This is a genomic window from Pseudomonas serboccidentalis (assembly GCF_028830055.1).
Taxonomy (GTDB): Bacteria; Pseudomonadota; Gammaproteobacteria; order Pseudomonadales; family Pseudomonadaceae; genus Aquipseudomonas; species Aquipseudomonas serboccidentalis.
In genome coordinates, this window is the sequence record NZ_CP101655.1 from 376,554 (window position 1) to 392,329 (window position 15,776).

Below are 15,776 nucleotides of genomic sequence, written 5' to 3' on the forward strand. Positions count from 1 at the left end.
GCCTGTGTACAAGCTGGCGTTTTTTGTTCCTGACAGTCATGTCGAGGTGGTCAAAGGGGCTGTGTTCGCTGCGGGTGGTGGGCGGATCGGTGACTATGACCACTGTGCGTGGCAGGTGCTCGGTCTGGGCCAGTTTCGTCCGTTGGACGGCAGTCAGCCGTTTATTGGGCAAGCAGGGCAGGTCGAGCAAGTTGAGGAATGGAAGGTTGAGCTTGTCGTTTGTGACGAGTTGATTCGTGATGTGGTGGCGGCTTTGAAGTTGAGCCACCCTTACGAGACGCCGGCTTATGAGGTGTGGCGGTTGGAAGATTTCTGATAACCGCTTATTACAAGAAACCCGCAGATGAGTGATTGTCTGCGGGTTTTTTGTTGCCTGCGATTTGCTTTTCTGTAGGAGTGAGCCTGCTCGCGATGGCGCCCTGACAGACGACCATGCTCTGTCTGATTGAGTGAATATCCGTTTCTTCGGGTGCTGCGGCTGGCGGTTTCGCCCTTACGGCGACTCACTTTTTTTCAAACGCCAAAAAAAGTAAGCAAAAAACGCTTGCTCCTACGTACGGCCCGCTCGCTGGGGCTCGGGGTTTCTTCGCTCCGGGATCCATCCGGGCGCAGCGTCTACGGTTTGCTTCGCTGCACCTCCTCTCGCTGTGTTTGGCTGCGCCAAACGGTCGCTGCGCTCCCACGCCCGGATCAATCCCTCCACTCAGCCTTCCGACGTCGCCCGTGGATCAAGATCAAGAGCTGCAGCCGAGCTAACGCTCATCCTGTTGAGTGGTGAGAGGCGGATGCGGTCTGCTGTTGATTTCTGTGGGAGCTGGTTTGCCAGCGATGGCGGCCTGACAGCCGACCAATCTCTAGCTGATGCAGTACTCACCTGTAGGAGCTGCCGAAGGCTGCGATCTTTTGATCTTGCCTTTGATTGTGGAAAGCCAAAGTCAAAAGATCGCAGCCTTCGGCAGCTCCTACAGGGAGATGTTTGTGTTTAAGGGTGTGTGGAATTGCCAGAACCTTCCCACAAGGTTTTCAGGTTGTCCGTCGGACGCTCGCTCTCTAGGCTTTGTCTGTCGCTGCCAATTCAGCGACCGGGCGTGAGATCCCCGGCTATTCATTTGGATACTTGTGCATATCCCTCCATAATCGCTGCCAGCTTAAACTGTCGCGATTCTCTATGGCGGCTGTGTGCGGGTGGACGAATGTCCTGCCGGGTTTATCCATACCGGTGATCTCACCCCGTACATGGCTGCCACCTTTTCTCCGAGTGAGATCGGGAATAAGTGGCTCTCGCACTTATTAGAGGAAGTTGAAACATGGATAAGCTAATCCCCGATCCACCCCCCGAAACCACCACACCACTCGCCGAAGCCATCCGCGCCGAAGACCTCACCAAAAACCGCGAAGCCATCAAACGCGCCCTCGATTTCTACCTCAGCCCCGAACCACAAAAGCCACGCCAACCGAGCACGATGTTCCTCGTCCACCCCGGCGTCGACACCGAAAGCCTGCTCGCCCACGCCTACGAATCGTTGGCCTCAGCAAACGCTATGGCCAGCAATTTCGCCAACGAACTCAACGGCCTGCAACGCAGCACGGCGTTGGCGATCCAGCAAATCGTCATGCTCGCCGAACTGTCGGTAAACCGGGCGCTGGACCGGGTTGATCCACGGACCTGAGCACCGCGTCATCGTTCATCGCCAGCAGGCTGGCTCCCACACGTCGTGCACGATTTTGAGAACACTGCACAACCTGTGGGAGCCTGGCTTGCCAGCGATGGCGGTCTGCTAACCGACCTGATTCTTTAGGTTGATCGCTTGCATGTAGGAGCTGCCGAAGGCTGCGATCTTTTGATCTTGCCTTTGATTGTGGAAAGCCAAAGTCAAAAGATCGCAGCCTTCGGCAGCTCCTACAGTGGACGGTTCAGACCTTGGCGCTGATTTCACTCCGGTTCACCAACGCCTCAATCGCCCCACTCAAACCCGCCGCTTTCTCGCCAATCAACAAATGCCAGACCCCGCCTTCCAACTGACTGACGCCCTGACACCCCAAGTCTTTCAACCGAGCCTCGGACAAAACTTTGCCGTCCGCCAGTTGCAGACGAATACGGGTCAGGGCGATGCAGTCCAGTTGCAGTACATTCTCGCTACCACCCAGTGCTGTCAGCCATTGCTGGGCTTGCGGTGCAGTGACCAATGCAGCTTTCGATTCCTCTACGACCACCGCTGGCGCAGCCACCAACGCACGCCCCAACGCCGGCATCGCCAGGCGAATCTCATCAGCAATGCTGTCGGCCATCGGCCCGACCACCACCTGTAAACTGCCGCCCTTGCCCGGACGCACAACCGCCATCGCACCCAGCGCTTTCAGATCGGCATCGGATGCTTTGTTGCGATCCACCATCTCCAGGCGCAGACGGGTCGTGCAGGCGCCGACGGTGACCAGGTTCTCGGCACCGCCCAAGGCCTTGATGTACGCAGCCGCACGTTCGTTTTCTGTCAGCACCGATTTCTCGGCAGTGGCTACATCCTCACGCCCCGGCGTCTTCAGATTGAAACGACGAATACAGAAATCAAACACCGCGTAATACACCACGGCGTAAGCCAGCCCGACCGGAATCACCAACCAGCCATTGGTCGAGCGTCCCCAGCCCAGCACCATGTCGATGAACCCGCCCGAGAAGGTAAAGCCCAGATGGATGTTCAGCGCATTGGTGATCGCCATCGACAACCCGGTCAGCAACGCATGCAGCAGAAACAGCAGCGGCGCTAAAAACATGAAGGCGAATTCGATGGGTTCGGTCACGCCGGTGAGGAACGATGTCAGCGCCATCGACAGGAAGATCCCGCCCATGACCTTGCGGCGCTCTGGCAGGGCGTTGCGGTACATCGCCAGGCATGCAGCGGGCAGGCCGAAGATCATCATCGGGAACATGCCGGTCATGAACTGGCCGCCCTTCGGATCGCCGGCGAAGTAGCGCGACAGGTCGCCAGTGACCAGTGCGCCGGTGGTCGGGTCGGTGAAGTTGCCGAACACGAACCACGCCATGTTGTTGAGGATGTGGTGCAGGCCAGTCACGATCAGCAGGCGGTTGAACACGCCAAAGACGAAGGCACCGAGGCTGCCGCTTTCCATCATCAAGGCGCCGAAGCTGTTGATGCCGTGCTGGATCGGCGGCCAGATGTAGCCGAACACCACGCCCAGAGCGACCGCGGCAAAACCCGTAACGATCGGCACGAAGCGCCGGCCGCCGAAGAACGCCAGATACTCCGGCAGCTTGATGTCCTTGAAGCGGTTGTACAGCGCGCCGGCCATCAGGCCGCTGACGATCCCGGCGAGCATGCCCATGTTGATGCTCGCGTCGAGCACCTTGAGCGTGGAGATCATCACCAGATAACCGATCACCCCGGCCAGACCGGCGGTGCCGTTGTTGTCCTTGGCGAAACCGACGGCGATGCCGATGGCGAAAATCATCGCCAGGTTGGCGAAGATCACTTGCCCGGCATCGTGGATGATCGCGATGTTCAGCAGGTCGGTGTCACCCAGACGCAGCAGCAGGCCGGCAATCGGCAGGATCGCGATTGGCAGCATCAGCGCACGGCCGAGGCGTTGCAGGCCTTCGATGAAGAGTTGATACATGGTGGTTCTCCCTGCTCTTTATAGAGAGCTTGTTGTTAGTGCAGAGGCCAATGCTGGTGGCAGGCGAGGCGCACCGCAGCGGCGCTGTTCAGTTTGAGCAGGTCATGGCTGAGGCGTTGGCATTCGGCCTCGTGCAACTGGCGCACGCGGTCCTTGATTTCACCGATCTGCACCGGGCTGACCGACAGCTCCGTGACGCCCAGGCCGATCAGCACCGGCGTCGCCAGCGGATCGGAGGCGAGGGCACCGCAGACGCCGACCCAGCGCTTGTGCACCGCCGCGCCTGCGCAGGTCATGGCAATCAAACGCAGCAGCGCCGGGTGCAGGGCATCGACCCGGGCGGCGAGGCCGGCGTGGTCGCGGTCCATGGCCAGCGTGTATTGCGACAGATCGTTGGTGCCGATCGACAGGAAGTCGGCGTGTTCGGCCAGTTGCTCGGCTTGTAGCGCGGCGGCCGGGACTTCGATCATCACGCCGATTTCCGGGCGCTGGCTGATGTTCAGTTCCAGGCACAGCGCATCGACACGCTGACGGATGTGCAGCAGCTCATCGACCTCGGTGACCATCGGCAGCAGGATCCGGCAGCGTTGCAACGGGCTGACTTGCAGCAGCGCACGCAGTTGCTGATCGAGTATTTCCGGACGGGCCTGAGCCAGGCGAATGCCGCGCAAGCCGAGCACCGGGTTGGCTTCGGCGGGCAGCGGCAGGTAGTCGAGTTGTTTGTCGCCACCGACGTCGATGGTACGGATGATCACCGATTTGTCGCCCATCGCATCGAGCACGGCTTGATAGGCGCTGCGCTGTTCTTCAACGTCCGGCGCGGTCTGGCGATCAACGAACAGGAACTCGGTGCGCAGCAGGCCGACACCGTCGGCGCCGTTGGCAAACGCGTCCGCCGCCTCACCACTTGAGGCGACGTTGGCGACCACTTCGATGGTCACGCCATTGCGCGTTTCTGCTGGCAGATGCGCTTTGGCTTGTTGCGCATCGCGACGTTGCTGGCGATCGATTTGCGCTTGCTGGACCTCGGCCAGGCGCTGAGCGCTCGGCGTCAGTTCAAGGCGACCGCCGTCAGCATCGAGCACCACCGATTGCCCTTGCGGCTGGTCGAGCAAAGCCGAACCCAACGCGACCATGCATGGCAGACCTTTGCCCCGCGCCAGAATCGCTACGTGCGATGTTGCGCCACCTTCGGCCATGCACAATCCGGCGACACCTTGGGCGCTGAGTTGCAGCAGATCAGAAGGGGTCAGTTCATGCGCAGCGACGATGGCGCCGGCCGGCACGTCGTAATGCCAGGCTTCGCCGAGCAGGGCGCGCAGCACCCGTTGCTTGAGGTCGCGCAGGTCATTGGCGCGCTCGGCCAACAGCGCGCTGCCGGTGTGTTGCAGCACCTCGCACTGCACATCGATCGACTGGCTCCAGGCGTGGGTTGCAGCAGTGCCTTTATCGATGGATTGCTGCGCGGCGTCGAGCAGGGCCGGGTCTTCGAGCAACGCCAGGTGCGCGGCGAAGATCGCTTCTTCGTCGGCGCTCTTGTGCTTTTTCGCTTGGGTGAGGGTGGTGTGGATTTCGCTGCGAACCTGATTCAATGCCGACTCAAGAATCTGCTGCTGCCCCCGCGGATCATGATTGCCCGCATCCGCCGGCAGGCTGATCGCGTTCAGGCGAAACAGCGGCCCGCCGACCAGGCCCGGTGCGGCGCACACACCTTGCAGCACGCCTGCCTCGGCCGGGCGTTTGCGCGGTGCAGCGCTGACCGGTGCGGCGGCGTGATGATCCTCCGGCAGGGCGGTGGCCAATGCGCTGAGCAAGGCTTGCAGCGCGGCTTCGGCGTCAGGGCCCTGACAGCTGACTTGCACTTCATCCTGCTCGCCGATGGCCAGCCCCATCAGCCCGATCAGGCTGTTGCACGGTGCCGATTTACCAGCGAAGTGCAGTTGCGACTGGCTTTTGAAGCCTTGCGCGGTCTGACGAATCAGCGCCGCGGGACGCGCATGCAAGCCGCCGCGATGTGCGACCAGCACCTGCCCGTGCACCTGCGGGCCACCGACGGCTTCAGCGCTTGCCGCGGAACCTGAGAGCGCGACGATGTGCAGCAATGGCTCGCCGACTTTCACCGCCTTGAGGGTGATCGGGCGTACCTGGAAGTCCTGACTGTTGGTCAGGATCAACAGGCTGACCAGGCTTTTGCACTGCAGGCCGACCTTGTCCAGGTCGTAGTGCAGCAACGGCTGGCCCTTGCTGACGCGCGCGCCTTCCTTGACCAGCATCGAGAAGCCTTCGCCGTTCAGTTCAACGGTGTCGAGGCCCAGGTGCAGGAGGATTTCTGCGCCGTTGTCGGCGCGCACGGTCAGTGCATGGCCGGTGCGGGCGACATGGATGATCACGCCGGCGCAGGGCGAATACAGGGTGTCGTTCAACGGGTCGATGGCAATGCCATCGCCCATCGCGCCGCTGGCGAACACCGCGTCCGGGACTTTGGCGAGCGTGAGCACCGGGCCGCTGAGCGGGGCGCTGAGGGTCAGCTCTTTATTGTTGTTGTGCATGGCTCGGTCTCATCGGTTAAATCTCGGTTCGGTGTCCCTGTGTAGGCGCTGCCGAAGGCTGCGATCTTTTGATCTTGTTTTTATGTGAATCAAAATCAAAAGATCACAGCCTGCGGCAGCTCCTACAGGGTTGTGCATCAATCAACGGGTTTCACGTCCGCCGACAGGGTTGTGCATCGTTCAGCCGTTGTCAGTGTGTACGGGTCACTTTGCTCAGGTGGCGCGGCTGATCCGGGTCCATGCCCCGGGCCACGGCCAGGCCAGCGGCCATCACGTAGAAACTCTGGATCGCCAGGATCGGGTCGAGGGCCGGGTGTTCGGCGCGGGTCAGGGTCAGGTCGCGCTCGCTGACATCGTCCGGCGCGGCCAGTAGCACACGGGCGCCGCGTTGACGCATTTCCGCTGCCAGACTGATCAGTCCCGCCTGCTCGGCGCCGCGAGGCGCGAACACCAGCAGCGGGTAGTGCTCGTCAATCAGCGCCATTGGGCCGTGACGCACTTCGGCGCTGCTGAAAGCTTCGGCCTGAATCGCCGAGGTTTCCTTGAACTTCAGTGCGGCTTCCTGGGCGATGGCAAAACCGGCACCACGGCCGATGACCATCAGCCGTTCGCAATCGCGCAGCGCGTCGATGGCCGCGCTCCAGTCCTGCTTTGCCGCTTCGCGCAGGCCTTCGGGCAGGGCGTTGTGCGCTTCCAGCAGTTCGCTGTCTTCTTTCCAGTGCGCGATCAGCCGGGCGCTGGCGCTGAGGGTGGCGATAAAACTTTTGGTCGCGGCGACGCTGCTCTCAGTGCCGGCGAGCAGCGGCACGCTGAACTCACACGCAGCTTCCAATGGCGAATCGGCGGCGTTGACCATCGAAACACTGAGTGCGCCACGTTTACGCAACAGGCGCAGGCTGTTGACCAGATCCGGGCTCTGACCCGATTGCGAGAACGCAAACGCGACCTGACCGCTGACCTTCAACGGCGCCTGCTGCATGGTCACCACCGACATCGGCAACGACGCCACCGGCACGCCCAGTTGCTGCATGGTCAGGTAGGCGAAGTAGCTCGCCGCGTGGTCGGAGCTGCCACGTGCGACGGTCATCGCCACTTGCGGCGGCTGACGGCGCAGGCGCCCGGCGATCTCGATCATCTGCGGGTCGAGCTGTTGCAGTTGGGCTTGCACGGCCTCGAACGAGGACAGCGCCTCTTCAAGCATTTTTGAAGTCAATGTCTTCTCCTTCGACCATGACGGCGGTCAGTGTGAGTGAGCGATCCAGCCGCACGCAGTCGGCCCAGGCCCCAGGTGCAAGGCGCCCGCGTTCGGTGATGCCGAGGTAGTCGGCGGGAAATTGCGACAGACGCTGCGAGGCCTCGGCGATCGGCAAACCGATCTTCACCAGGTTGCGCAGGGCCTGATCCATGGTCAGGGTGCTGCCGGCCAGCGTGCCGTCGGGCAGGCGCACGCCGCCCAGGCATTTGGTCACGGTGTGGCTGCCAAGCTTGTATTCACCGTCGGGCATGCCGGCGGCAGCGGTCGAATCGGTGACGCAATACAGGCACGGGATCGAACGCAGGGCCACGCGGATCGCGCCGGGGTGCACGTGCAGCAAATCCGGGATCAGCTCGGCGAATTTGGCGTGGGCCAGTGCCGCGCCGACGATCCCCGGTTCGCGGTGATGCAGCGGGCTCATGGCGTTGTACAAATGGGTGAAGCTGGTGGCGCCGGCATCCAGGGCGGCGACGCCTTCTTCATAGCTGCCGAGGGTGTGGCCGATCTGCATGCGGATGCCGCGGCTGCTCAGTTCGCGGATCAATCCGTCGTGGCCGGCGATTTCCGGGGCGATGGTGATCACGCGGATCGGCGCCAGCGCCAGGTATTCCTCAACTTCGGCCATCAACGCGGTGTGGGCGAAATTTGGTTGTGCGCCGAGTTTGCCGGGATTGATGTACGGGCCTTCAAGATGCACGCCGAGTACCCGGGCGGCGCCTTTCGGACGCTGTTCGCAGAATGTTCCGACATCCTTCAGGACGCTGGAGATCTCGGCGCTCGGTGCGGTCATGGTGGTGGCCAGCAGCGAGGTGGTGCCGAAGCGTACATGGGTTTTGGTGATGGTTTCGAAGGCGCTGGCGCCTTCCATGATGTCTTTGCCGCCACCGCCGTGAACGTGCAGGTCGATGAAGCCCGGCAGCAGATACGGCAGGTCATTGTCGGCCGGATCGCAGGGTACACCTTCGATCGACACGACTTTGCCGTGTTCGTGGATCAGCCGGCCGCGAACCCAGCCGTGAGCGGTGAGGATGTTGTCTTCGGACATTTCGGTTCTCGCTGTTTGACGGCTTCGCCCGTTTAGTGGCGCCGCTGTTTATCGACGCAGCTCTTTATCTTCGAAGCTCTGCAACAAAGTCGTAGTAGTCGTTGCGGCAATAGGTGTCGGTGACTTCGATCGGCGTGTTGTCTTCCAGATAGCCGACCCGGGTCATCAGCAGCATCGCGGTGCCGGGGGCGATGCCGACCAGCGCGGCGAATTCGTCCGAGGCGTTGATCGCTTGAATGTGCTGCAGGGCGCGAACGATCGGTTTGCCGATGCCATCGAGGTATTCGTAGAGCGAATCGCCGACCAGTTGCGGCTTGGGCATGATCGAGGCGGGCAGGGTGCTCATCTCGATGGCCATCACGGTGTCATCGGCTTTGCGCAGGCGCTTCATGCGCGCAACCTTGTCGTTCGGCGACAGGCTCAGGCGGATCAGTTCTTCGTGAGTCGGCAGGGTGATTTCGCGTTCCAGCCACTGCGAGCTGGGGACGAAACCCTTGAGGCGGAGCATTTCGCTGAAGCCCGAGAGGCGCGACAGCGGTTGTTCCAGGCGTGGTGTGATGAACGTGCCGGAACCTTGCAGGCGGCGGATCAGACCTTGATCAAGCAGCACTTCCAGCGCCTTGCGGGCGGTGACCCGGGAGATGCCCAGTTGCTCGCTGAGGTTGCGCTCGGACGGCATCGCCTGCTCCGCCTTCCACTGCCCGGCATGGATCGCCGATTCCAGATTGCGCGCCAGCTGCAGGTACAGCGGCGTCGGCTGAGAGTCATCTGGGCGTAGGGCCTGGAGGTCGTTCATGTAGGTCATTTCCGACGCGAGTATAGGATTGTTGTGGCTCGCTTGTGGGACGGAAATTAATACCACTTGAATACCATGTCAACGCAGGGAAATGGCCGTTGGCCCAATGAAATGGCGGTTTCTTGAGATGGTTGTCTTGAGTGGTATTAAAGGTGGGCTTTAAAACGCGAAAGATCGCAGCCTGCGGCAGCTCCTACAGTTGAGAGTGGTATCACCTCTGTAGGAGCTGCCGCAGGCTGCGATCTTTTGATTTATTTTTTTGCAGGTGACCAGTGGTCAGGGACTAGGGGCGAATCTCGATCATCGTACCGTCCGGTACCAGGCCCCAGACTTCGCGCATGTCCATGTTGCGCATGGCGATGCAGCCATCGGTCCAGTCCAGGGTGTGGAACAGGTTTTCCGGGGTTTCTTCCGAATCCGGCGTGCCGTGGATCATGATCATCCCGCCAGGCTCGACGCCTTCACGCCGGGCGCGCGCCGAATCGCTGATGTTCGGGTAGGAAATGTGCATCGCCAGGTTGAATTTGTCGCTGACCTTGCGCCAGTCGATCCAATAGAAGCCTTCCGGGGTGCGTTTGTCGCCTTCAATCAATTTCGGACCCTTTTTTGCGCCCTTGCCCAAGGAAATGCGGTAGGTCTTGATCGGCTTGCCGTCGGCGATCAACTGCAGTTGATGCGCCGATTTGAGCACCAGGATTTTTTCGATCAGTGGCGTATTCGACGGCGTCACGGTAGTCACGAAGGACGCTTGGGAGAGTGAGACGAACGACAGGCAAAACAGAGCAAGCAACCAGCGCATTGAAACAATTCCCCAAAATGACGCAATGTTAAGTGTAGGCGCTGCCGAAGGCTGCGATCTTTTGATCTTCTGATCTTTTAAGTCAGCTAATGGCAGCCTGCGCCAGCGGCGGTATCGATTCGGAGCGCACCGGGTAGGTTTCGGTGCGGCGGTCAGCGAAGAAGCATTCTAAGGTACGCCCCACCGTGCGGAAAGCCAGCTCGTCCCATGGAATGTCGGCTTCGTCGAATAGTTGCACCTCGAGGCTCTCGGGGCCGGCGGCAAAATCCAGGTCGGCCAGTTCGGCGCGAAAGAACACATGCACCTGGCTGATGTGCGGTACGTCGATCAACGTATAGATGCTCAGGTTGCGCACCCGTGCGCAGGCTTCCTCGGCGGTTTCGCGGGTCGCGGCCTGCTCGATGGTCTCGCCGTTTTCCATGAAACCGGCAGGCAGCGTCCAGTAACCGAGCCGGGGCTCGATGGCGCGGCGGCAGAGCAGCACTTTACTGCCCCAGGTCGCAACGCAACCGGCCACGATATTGGGGTTTTGATAGTGAATGGTCTGACAGCTGTCACAGACAAAACGCAGCCGCGAATCGCCTTCGGGAATGCGCTGGGTCACCGGGTTGCCGCACTGGCTGCAAAATTTCATGCTGGGGTTCCTGAATGCTGCGCCTATCTTGGCGTGCAGCGGTGTCGGTCGGCAAGTTGTCGTTTCGCGACATGGCCTGGCGAGGGGCTTGGGCGGCTGCCATGATTGGTGCATGATGCAGGGTAAGGCACAGATCGAGAACACTCATGCTGGACGAGCTACTGCATAGGGTAAGCAACCACACACCGCGCACGCTGGAGACCGATAAACGTTTCCCCGAGGCTGCTGTTCTGGTGCCGATCACCCGCAGTGACGAACCCGAGCTGGTACTGACCCTGCGCGCCAGCGGCCTCTCGACCCATGGCGGCGAAGTGGCCTTTCCCGGCGGACGCCGCGATCCGGAAGACCCTGACCTGATTTTCACCGCCCTGCGCGAAGCCGAAGAAGAAATCGGCCTGCCACCGGGGCTGGTCGAGGTGATTGGTCCGCTCAGCCCGCTGATTTCGCTGCATGGCATCAAGGTCACGCCTTATGTCGGGGTGATACCTGATTTCGTCGAATACCTGGCCAACGATGCCGAGATCGCTGCGGTATTCAACGTACCGCTGGAATTCTTCCGCAAAGACCCGCGTGAACACACGCACCGTATCGATTATCAGGGCCGCAGCTGGTATGTGCCGAGTTATCGTTACGGTGAATTCAAGATCTGGGGGCTGACGGCGATCATGATCGTCGAGTTGATCAATCTGCTCTATGACGAACAGATCAGCCTGCACCATCCCCCCAAAAGCTATATCAATACCTGAAGCCATCGTTCGAATGGCCCGTCATCGTGAGCCCTGAGGAAAACAAGATGAAATACCGCCTGGGCGACGCCCGCGTCGATACCCATCCGCAAAGCTGGGTTGCGCCCAATGCCGTGCTGGTGGGCAAGGTCAAACTGGAAGAGGGCGCCAACGTCTGGTTCAACGCCGTGCTGCGTGGCGACAACGAACTGATCCTGATCGGCAAGAACAGCAACGTTCAGGACGGCACGGTGATGCACACCGACATGGGCTATCCGCTGACCATCGGCACCGGCGTGACCATCGGTCATAACGCCATGTTGCATGGCTGCACCGTCGGCGATTACAGCCTGATCGGCATCAACGCGGTGATCCTCAATGGCGCAAAGATCGGCAAGAACTGCATCATCGGCGCCAATTCGCTGATCGGCGAAGGCAAGGAAATCCCCGATGGCTCGCTGGTCATGGGCTCGCCGGGCAAGGTCGTGCGTGAACTGACCGAGCCGCAGAAGAAGATGCTCGAAGCCAGCGCCGCGCACTATGTGCATAACTCGCAGCGTTACGCGCGGGATCTGGTAGAGCAAGAAGAATGAACACACCCGAAAGACCGGTCGCCTCGCCGTGCGTGAGCATTTGTGCGCTGGATGAGGATGACATCTGCACCGGCTGCCAGCGCACTGTGGAAGAGATCACCCGTTGGAGCCGCATGAGCAACGACGAGCGACGTGTGGTGCTCGGGTTGTGTCATGAGCGGGCGAAGGCGAGTGGATTGATCTGGATGATTGGGGCGACCCCGAACAAGTAGCGAAGAGCAAAAAGATCGCAGCCTGCGGCAGCTCCTGCATTTGGAGTGCGTTCTCCTGTAGGAGCTACCGCAGGCTGCGATCTTTTGATTCTGCTTTGGCTGAAGTAACCTGTGCGCCAATCTGACAGGTCGCTCCCATGATTTTCCTCATCGCCTACATCAGCAGCGTCGTGCTGATCAACTTCGCCTTCTCCACCGCGCCACACCTGGACATCATCTGGTCGGCCTGGGGCGGGTTGGTGTTCGTATTGCGCGATATGGTGCAGACCCGTTTCGGTCACGGTGCCATCGTGGCAATGCTGGTCGCGCTGGTTCTGTCCTACGTTACGTCCGATCCGTCCATCGCCCTGGCCAGCGCCACGGCGTTCGCGATCTCCGAATGCATCGACTGGCTGGTGTTCAGCGTCACCAAACGTCCGTTGCGTGACCGTTTGTGGATCAGCTCGGCGCTGAGCATTCCCATCGATACCTTCATCTTCTTCGGCATGATCGACCTGATGACGCCACCGGTGATCATCACCGCGCTGGCCTCGAAGTTCGCCGGCGTGACCGCTGTTTGGCTGATCATGGCCTGGCGCGAGCGCAAACAGGCTGTCGCCAGCTGAAGCCAAACCCTCGGGTTCATGTAAAATGCCGCGCTTTCTCCCCATGGAAAGCGCGTCTGGCGTTGCTTTCCTCGATGATCCGCTTCTTTGAGGACCTGAGATGACCCGTATCGGAACTCCATTGTCGCCGACCGCGACCCGCGTATTGCTGTGTGGCTGTGGTGAGTTGGGCAAGGAAGTGGTGATCGAGCTGCAACGCCTGGGCGTTGAAGTGATTGCCGTCGATCGTTACGCCAACGCGCCGGCCATGCAGGTTGCCCACCGCAGCCATGTGATCAACATGCTCGACGGCGCCGCGCTGCGTGCGGTGATCGAAGCCGAGAAGCCGCACTTCATCGTGCCGGAAATCGAAGCGATCGCCACCGCCACCCTGGTCGAGCTGGAAGCCGAAGGCTTCACCGTGATCCCGACCGCCCGTGCCGCGCAACTGACCATGAACCGTGAAGGCATCCGTCGTCTGGCTGCTGAAGAGCTGGACCTGCCGACCTCGCCGTACCACTTTGCCGACACCTTCGAGGACTACAGCAAAGCCGTTCAGGACCTGGGCTTCCCGTGCGTAGTCAAGCCAGTGATGAGTTCTTCTGGCAAAGGCCAGAGCCTGCTGCGCAGCGTCGATGACGTGCAGAAGGCCTGGGATTACGCGCAAGAAGGCGGTCGCGCCGGCAAGGGCCGGGTGATCATCGAAGGCTTCATCGATTTCGACTACGAAATCACCCTGCTGACCGTGCGCCACATCGGTGGCACCACGTTCTGCGCACCGGTCGGTCACCGTCAGGAGAAGGGCGACTATCAGGAGTCCTGGCAGCCGCAAGCCATGAGCCCGATTGCCCTGGCGGAGTCCGAGCGCGTGGCCAAAGCCGTGACCGAGGCCCTGGGTGGCCGTGGTCTGTTCGGCGTCGAGTTGTTCATCAAGGGTGATCAGGTGTGGTTCAGCGAAGTCTCGCCGCGCCCGCACGACACCGGTCTAGTGACTCTGATTTCCCAGGATCTGTCGCAGTTCGCGCTGCATGCCCGCGCCATTCTCGGTCTGCCGGTGCCGCTGATCCGTCAGTTCGGCCCGTCGGCTTCGGCGGTGATTCTGGTGGAAGGGCAATCGACCCAGACCGCCTTCGCCAACCTCGGTGCCGCACTGAGCGAGCCGGATACGGCGTTGCGTCTGTTCGGCAAGCCTGAAGTCAACGGTCAGCGCCGTATGGGCGTGGCCTTGGCGCGGGATGAGTCGATCGAGGCTGCGCGTGCCAAGGCGACCCGCGCTGCTCAGGCGGTTGTTGTAGAGCTGTAAACCGAGGCGCCCCTATTGCGAGCAGGCTCACTCCTACAATTGGAATGCGTTCCCCGTAGGAGTGAGCCTGCTCGCGATTCGCTCTGTCAGGCAATCTGATTCAGATCGTTATTCCTCGTTTCCTTCAGGCACAGCACTGCAATCAGGCTGAGCACCGCCGCCCCCGACACATACCCGCCGACATAACTCAAACCGCCCATCGCCACCAGTTTCTGCGCAAAGAACGGTGCCGCCGAGGCGCCGACGATCCCACCCAGGTTGTAAGCGGCCGATGCCCCGGTATAGCGCACATGGGTCGGAAAAAGCTCCGGCAGCAGCGCACCCATGGGCGCAAACGTCACGCCCATCAAGAACAGCTCGATGCACAGGAACAGCGCCACGCCCCAGGTCGAACCCTGTGTCAGCAACGGCTCCATCAGGAATCCGGACAGAATCGCCAGCACCCCGCCAATGATCAGCACCGGTTTGCGCCCGTAACGGTCGCTGGCCCAGGCGGACAACGGTGTCGCTGCGGCCATGAACAGTACGGCAAAGCACAGCAATCCAAGGAACGTCTCACGGCTGTAGCCGAGGGTGGACACGCCGTAGCTCAGGGAAAATACCGTCGAGATGTAAAACAGCGCATAGCACACCACCATTGCCGCCGCGCCGAGCAGGGTTGGCGCCCAGTATTGGCTGAACAGCTCGACCAGCGGCACTTTCACCCGCTCCTGACGGGCAATGGCGTTGGCGAAGACCGGGGTTTCGTGGAGCTTGAGGCGCACGTACAGGCCGACCATCACCAGTGCCGCGCTGAGCAGAAACGGAATCCGCCAGCCCCAACTGCGGAACTGTTCGTCGTTGAGGGTCATGGCCAGGGTCAGGAACAGCCCGTTGGCCGCGAGAAAACCGATCGACGGGCCAAGTTGCGGGAACATGCCGAACCACGCCCGCTTGCCCTTGGGTGCGTTTTCCGTGGCCAGCAGCGCCGCGCCACCCCATTCGCCGCCCAGGCCCAGACCTTGTCCGAAGCGCAACACGCACAAGAGGATCGGCGCCCAGGCCCCGATGCTGTCGTAACCCGGCAGCACGCCAATCAGCGTGGTACACACGCCCATCAGCAACAGCGAGGCGACCAAGGTCGATTTGCGCCCGATGCGGTCACCGAAATGGCCGAACAACGCCGAACCCAGCGGTCGGGCGAGGAAGGCGATGCCGAAGGTGAGAAATGCCGAAAGCATCTGCGCGGTGCCGGAAGTCTGCGGGAAGAATACCGGCCCGATCACCAGCGCGGCGGCGGTGGCATACACGTAGAAATCGTAGAACTCGATGGCAGTGCCGATGAAACTCGCCGTTGCCACACGGGTGGCGGAGTTGGTCGGCTGGGCAGGCGTGGTGGCGCTGTAAGCGGTACTGGTCGTCATGCGGTGATCCCTGACAGTCATGAGCTCCGTTGGAGCGAATTATTATGGTCGAGCACCCAGGGATGTGGGATGAGGCGCGGTCGCTGTTTCGAGTAGGAACAGTCGCCGGGATGATGCGGAAATAGCCGAAGCCGTAGGCGTGCGGGTAAGCACAAGGCCAGGCGGTGCTTGGGTAAGCGGTTCGATTATAGGAAGGGGGCTAACGAATGAACAAGCGCTAAAAAGGAGGCGAGGGCATGGCTTTTGTG

The 15,776-nt window shown here is 61.1% G+C and carries 15 protein-coding genes; 7 read left to right on the forward strand and 8 right to left on the reverse strand.

Annotated elements, in window-relative coordinates:
* Nucleotides 1–4: 4 nt before the first annotated feature.
* Together NN484_RS01595 and NN484_RS01600 are read left to right on the forward strand one after the other, a co-directional pair.
* Nucleotides 5–316, forward strand: a complete 312-nt coding sequence (locus tag NN484_RS01595; protein ID WP_064586102.1) for a YqfO family protein — start codon at nucleotides 5–7, stop codon at nucleotides 314–316.
* Between the two features lie 991 nt (nucleotides 317–1,307).
* Nucleotides 1,308–1,670, forward strand: a complete 363-nt coding sequence (locus NN484_RS01600; RefSeq protein ID WP_274658484.1) for a DUF6124 family protein — start codon at nucleotides 1,308–1,310, stop codon at nucleotides 1,668–1,670.
* Between the two features lie 244 nt (nucleotides 1,671–1,914).
* Here the strand turns inward: NN484_RS01600 and nagE are convergent, their stop codons facing one another.
* The 7 genes from nagE to NN484_RS01635 form a co-directional block, all read right to left on the reverse strand.
* Nucleotides 1,915–3,630, reverse strand: a complete 1,716-nt coding sequence (gene nagE / locus NN484_RS01605; protein WP_274658485.1) for an N-acetylglucosamine-specific PTS transporter subunit IIBC — start codon at nucleotides 3,628–3,630, stop codon at nucleotides 1,915–1,917.
* Nucleotides 3,631–3,665: 35 nt separating this feature from the next.
* Nucleotides 3,666–6,179 (reverse strand): phosphoenolpyruvate--protein phosphotransferase, encoded by a 2,514-nt coding sequence (ptsP, locus tag NN484_RS01610; RefSeq protein ID WP_274658486.1) that lies wholly within the window; start codon nucleotides 6,177–6,179, stop codon nucleotides 3,666–3,668.
* A gap of 190 nt (nucleotides 6,180–6,369) precedes the next feature.
* Nucleotides 6,370–7,392 (reverse strand): SIS domain-containing protein, encoded by a 1,023-nt coding sequence (locus NN484_RS01615; RefSeq protein ID WP_274658487.1) that lies wholly within the window; start codon nucleotides 7,390–7,392, stop codon nucleotides 6,370–6,372.
* Nucleotides 7,373–8,479, reverse strand: coding sequence for an N-acetylglucosamine-6-phosphate deacetylase (gene nagA / locus NN484_RS01620; protein ID WP_274658488.1), 1,107 nt, complete (start codon nucleotides 8,477–8,479; stop codon nucleotides 7,373–7,375). The genes NN484_RS01615 and nagA overlap by 20 nt, the downstream gene beginning before the upstream one ends.
* Nucleotides 8,480–8,543: 64 nt before the next feature.
* On the reverse strand, nucleotides 8,544–9,275 hold the full coding sequence (locus NN484_RS01625; protein WP_425518798.1) for a GntR family transcriptional regulator: 732 nt from the start codon (nucleotides 9,273–9,275) through the stop codon (nucleotides 8,544–8,546).
* 283 nt (nucleotides 9,276–9,558) lie between these two features.
* The gene (locus tag NN484_RS01630) at nucleotides 9,559–10,074 is read right to left on the reverse strand and encodes a L,D-transpeptidase family protein (RefSeq protein ID WP_127650851.1); all 516 of its coding nucleotides are present in this window, start codon (nucleotides 10,072–10,074) and stop codon (nucleotides 9,559–9,561) included.
* Nucleotides 10,075–10,156: 82 nt separating this feature from the next.
* On the reverse strand, nucleotides 10,157–10,708 hold the full coding sequence (locus NN484_RS01635; protein WP_215501740.1) for an NUDIX hydrolase: 552 nt from the start codon (nucleotides 10,706–10,708) through the stop codon (nucleotides 10,157–10,159).
* Between the two features lie 146 nt (nucleotides 10,709–10,854).
* Between NN484_RS01635 and NN484_RS01640 the strand changes: the two genes are divergently transcribed.
* From NN484_RS01640 to purT, 5 genes are all read left to right on the forward strand, one after another.
* Nucleotides 10,855–11,454, forward strand: coding sequence for a CoA pyrophosphatase (locus tag NN484_RS01640; RefSeq protein WP_127650847.1), 600 nt, complete (start codon nucleotides 10,855–10,857; stop codon nucleotides 11,452–11,454).
* Nucleotides 11,455–11,501: 47 nt separating this feature from the next.
* The gene (locus NN484_RS01645) at nucleotides 11,502–12,026 is read left to right on the forward strand and encodes a gamma carbonic anhydrase family protein (RefSeq protein ID WP_003221962.1); all 525 of its coding nucleotides are present in this window, start codon (nucleotides 11,502–11,504) and stop codon (nucleotides 12,024–12,026) included.
* On the forward strand, nucleotides 12,023–12,238 hold the full coding sequence (locus NN484_RS01650) for a DUF1289 domain-containing protein (RefSeq protein WP_127650843.1): 216 nt from the start codon (nucleotides 12,023–12,025) through the stop codon (nucleotides 12,236–12,238). The genes NN484_RS01645 and NN484_RS01650 overlap by 4 nt, the downstream gene beginning before the upstream one ends.
* Before the next feature lie 137 nt (nucleotides 12,239–12,375).
* On the forward strand, nucleotides 12,376–12,843 hold the full coding sequence (locus tag NN484_RS01655; protein ID WP_215501739.1) for a preQ0 transporter: 468 nt from the start codon (nucleotides 12,376–12,378) through the stop codon (nucleotides 12,841–12,843).
* 100 nt (nucleotides 12,844–12,943) lie between these two features.
* Entirely contained in the window at nucleotides 12,944–14,125 is a 1,182-nt protein-coding gene (gene purT / locus NN484_RS01660) for a formate-dependent phosphoribosylglycinamide formyltransferase (RefSeq protein WP_127650839.1), read from the forward strand.
* Nucleotides 14,126–14,211: 86 nt separating this feature from the next.
* On the opposite strand, the gene NN484_RS01665 is transcribed toward purT, so the two are convergent.
* Complete coding sequence (locus NN484_RS01665; RefSeq protein ID WP_215501737.1) at nucleotides 14,212–15,528, reverse strand: MFS transporter; 1,317 nt, start codon at nucleotides 15,526–15,528, stop codon at nucleotides 14,212–14,214.
* Between the last annotated feature and the right edge of the window lie 248 nt (nucleotides 15,529–15,776).